Origin of the sequence: Bradyrhizobium sp. (genome assembly GCF_030654605.1) — a bacterium.
Taxonomy (GTDB): domain Bacteria; phylum Pseudomonadota; class Alphaproteobacteria; order Rhizobiales; family Xanthobacteraceae; genus Bradyrhizobium.
The window spans coordinates 1-2,901 of the sequence record NZ_JAURXB010000227.1; the positions used below are offsets into that span (position 1 = coordinate 1).

5 protein-coding genes are annotated in these 2,901 nt (G+C 62.4%); 2 read left to right on the plus strand and 3 right to left on the minus strand.

Features of this window, described 5'->3' with window-relative positions:
- Together Q7U29_RS20485 and Q7U29_RS20490 are read left to right on the plus strand one after the other, a co-directional pair.
- The coding region (locus tag Q7U29_RS20485; RefSeq protein WP_304744332.1) for a fumarate hydratase C-terminal domain-containing protein at positions 1-275 on the plus strand (275 nt) is incomplete at its 5' end.
- 173 nt (positions 276-448) lie between these two features.
- Positions 449-892 carry a MaoC family dehydratase gene (locus tag Q7U29_RS20490; protein ID WP_304744334.1) on the plus strand — a complete coding sequence of 148 codons (444 nt, stop codon included), beginning with the start codon at positions 449-451 and terminating at the stop codon, positions 890-892.
- Positions 893-1,019: 127 nt separating this feature from the next.
- Here Q7U29_RS20490 and Q7U29_RS20495 read toward each other — a convergent pair whose 3' ends face one another.
- The 3 genes from Q7U29_RS20495 to Q7U29_RS20505 form a co-directional block, all read right to left on the minus strand.
- Positions 1,020-1,316 carry a hypothetical protein gene (locus Q7U29_RS20495; protein WP_304744335.1) on the minus strand — a complete coding sequence of 99 codons (297 nt, stop codon included), beginning with the start codon at positions 1,314-1,316 and terminating at the stop codon, positions 1,020-1,022.
- 115 nt (positions 1,317-1,431) lie between these two features.
- A complete protein-coding gene (locus Q7U29_RS20500; RefSeq protein WP_304744337.1) occupies positions 1,432-1,986 on the minus strand; it encodes an inner membrane-spanning protein YciB in 555 nt (184 codons plus the stop codon).
- Positions 1,987-2,024: 38 nt separating this feature from the next.
- Positions 2,025-2,618: a hypothetical protein gene (locus Q7U29_RS20505; protein WP_304744338.1), complete on the minus strand. Its 594-nt coding sequence runs from the start codon at positions 2,616-2,618 to the stop codon at positions 2,025-2,027.
- Positions 2,619-2,901: the final 283 nt, after the last annotated feature.

Genomic DNA, 2,901 nt, shown 5'->3' on the forward strand with positions numbered 1-2,901 from the left:
TCCAGGCGGCGGGCGGTTCGATGGTGATGGTGGCGAAGGGCAACCGCGCCGTCGCGGTGCGCGAGGCCTGCAAGAAGCATGGCGGCTTCTATCTCGGTTCGGTCGGCGGTTCGGCGGCCAACCTCGCCGAGCACTGCATCAAGAAGGTCGAGGTGGTGGAATATCCCGAACTCGGCATGGAAGCGATCTGGCGCATCGAGGTCGAGGATTTTCCCGCCTTCATCATCATCGACGACAAGGGCAATGATTTCTTCAAGGAGTTGAATCTGGGGTGAGGGTGGTGCGGCGTTCCCCGGATGCTGCGCAACATGCAATGTTGCGCTGCTGATCCGGGGTCTATCGTCGACCTGGGTCCCGGCTCAGCGGATCAGCGTTGCACGCTGCTCCGCGTCCGGGACATGAAAGGTCCTCGGCTTGCGCGCTCGTTGTTAAACGGATCGAAAGCAGCATGATCGAATGGTTTGACGACCTCAAGGTCGGGATGCGGTTCAAGAGCGATGCGGTGACGGTGTCGAAGGAAGACATCATCCGCTTCGCATCGGAATACGATCCGCAGCCGTTCCACCTCGACGAGGAGGCGGCGAAGAAGTCCATTCTCGGCGGCCTCGCCGCTTCCGGCTGGCACACGGCTGCGTTGGCCATGCGGCTCGCCGCAAGTGCCCGGCCGTTCGGCCCGCACCCGCTGTTCGGCGCCGGTGTCGACGAGCTGCGCTGGCTGAAGCCGGTGCGGCCCGGCGATAGCATCCATCTCGAAGGGGAGGTGGTTGAGCTCACGCCGTCGCGGACCAAGCCGCAAGGCATCGCCCGCATCAAGTGGTTCGCCTACAACCAGCATGGCGAGGCGGTCTACACCTTCAATCCGATTGCCATCGTGCCCAGCCGTCCGAAATAGGAACGGGGGGCTGCGCTATCGCGCTCCACGCGACTCCGGCGCAGATCCGGGGTCCACTCGTTACTATGGGTCCCGGCTCTGCGGAGCAGCGCAAAGGGCGCTGCACCGCGTCCGGGACACTGAAAGCTTACGCCCTGGTTCCCGTGAACGGGAAGCTGCCCATCGGGCCGATGCCCATTTCGCCGGACATGCTGTCGCCGGCGACCTTGCCGGAGAAGGCCAGGGTCAGCGGCATCGGGTTGGTGATCGAGATCTTCCAGGCGACGTCGTCGCCGGCGACGGTGCCGTCAAAAATCTCGCCGGAATTGCCGTCGGCGCCCTGCGTGCCCGTCAGCGTGCCGCCGGCGGCCTTCAGGGTCAGCGTCGCCTTGCGCTCGCCCATCGGGGTAGTCATGACGATATTCCAGTTTCCGTCGACGGCCATCTTCAGCTCTCCTTACGCATTTCATCGCAAAACCGGAATGGTTCTGGGACAGGGCAGACACGGGCGGCGGTATAGCGCATCTTGCGGCCCATGCCCAATAGGGCGGTTGCGGCGATCAGGCGCGGGCGGCGGCCCGGATCCGGCTGCCGACGAGGACGCGAAACGCCAGATATTGCACGCCGAAGGCTGCGGCCTTGGCCCCGATCAGGACCACGGAAACATAGAACGCCCACAGTTTGATGTCGCCGGTCGCTGCGACCGCAATGGTGCCGGCGCCGAGCCCGAACATCAGGGCCGCCCAAGCATAGCCCGCGACCGTGACATATTCCGGAACGGTTTCCGTCACGATCGGAGGCATGTAGCGCAGCATCCAGCCGCGCTTCAGCATGATCGCGCCGATGGCAAAATGACCGATCGCGGGCTTGGCCAATACGAAGCGCGGATCGTGGGTGAGCAGCGTGGCGCCGCCGAGCACGATGACGAGGGCAAGGCTCGCCCAGGTCATGTAGCCGAGCGTCTGTCCCTTGTAGCGGGCGTAGATCACCTGGCCGATCGCGCCGGCAATCGCCACTGCGGTCGCCAGGATGACGTTGTCGGTGATCAGATAGATGGCCAGGAATACGATGGTGGAGAAGAAGTCCTGGGCCAGTCTGCCAAAAATGTCTTTCATCGTTTTCTCCCTGGATCAGTCGATTTCTTGCACACTATTCAGGAGCCGGACAGCGCTCCGGCGGAGTTGGCCGGCGGCGTGAACTTTGCCTTGTGGTAGTTCGGATACCATTTGGTGAAATAGACCGCGGTGGTGCGGGCGGCAAAGGCGATCGCAATGCCCGCCCACAGCGGCAGGCTGGGCAGGTAGATCATCAGGATGTTGCCGGCCATCATCAGCACGAAGCAGGCGGACCAGGCCCAGGCGATGGCATAATTTGCTGTCATGAATCCGGGCAATGCCAGGGTTTCGGCATCGACCAGCTCGCGGGCGTATTGCAGCGTGAACGGCTTGCGGATCGCAATCGACATCAGCGAGATCGCGAGCACGCCGGCATCGACGGCCAGCTTGATGGCCGACGAGCCGAGGCTGGAATCAACCAGCGTGAGGTAAAGCCCCAACCCGACAAACAACACCACGGAGCCGGCGCCGAGTATCTTGAGCTGACGGCCGCGGAATTGGTCCCAGGCGATGACGGCGAGGCCGGTCGCGGCGGCCGCGAACAGCGCCATGTCGGCCGAGGTCAGCAGCATCAGCGCCGAGAAAACACCGAAGGGCAGCAGGATCAGGAAAATCATCATGACGAACCTCATCGGGCTTTATCTTTACAATGGAAAGATAAATACGGAGAGAAGGCGGCAACGTCAAGCGAAATCTTTACAGTGTCAAAATAATGTGAGGATAGCGAGAATAAGGATTGTTTTACAAATGCTTGGATCGCATGGAGCTAGAATGCAGCGGGCAGAAACCGCCACAACAGCAGCACGGCGGCGGCGACCAGCACCAGCCAATTCAGCGTAGTGCCCCCGACCCGGTAGATCTGAAACTGCAGGGTCCGCGGCCCGACATACATCCCGAGCGGATGCAGCAGGCGCG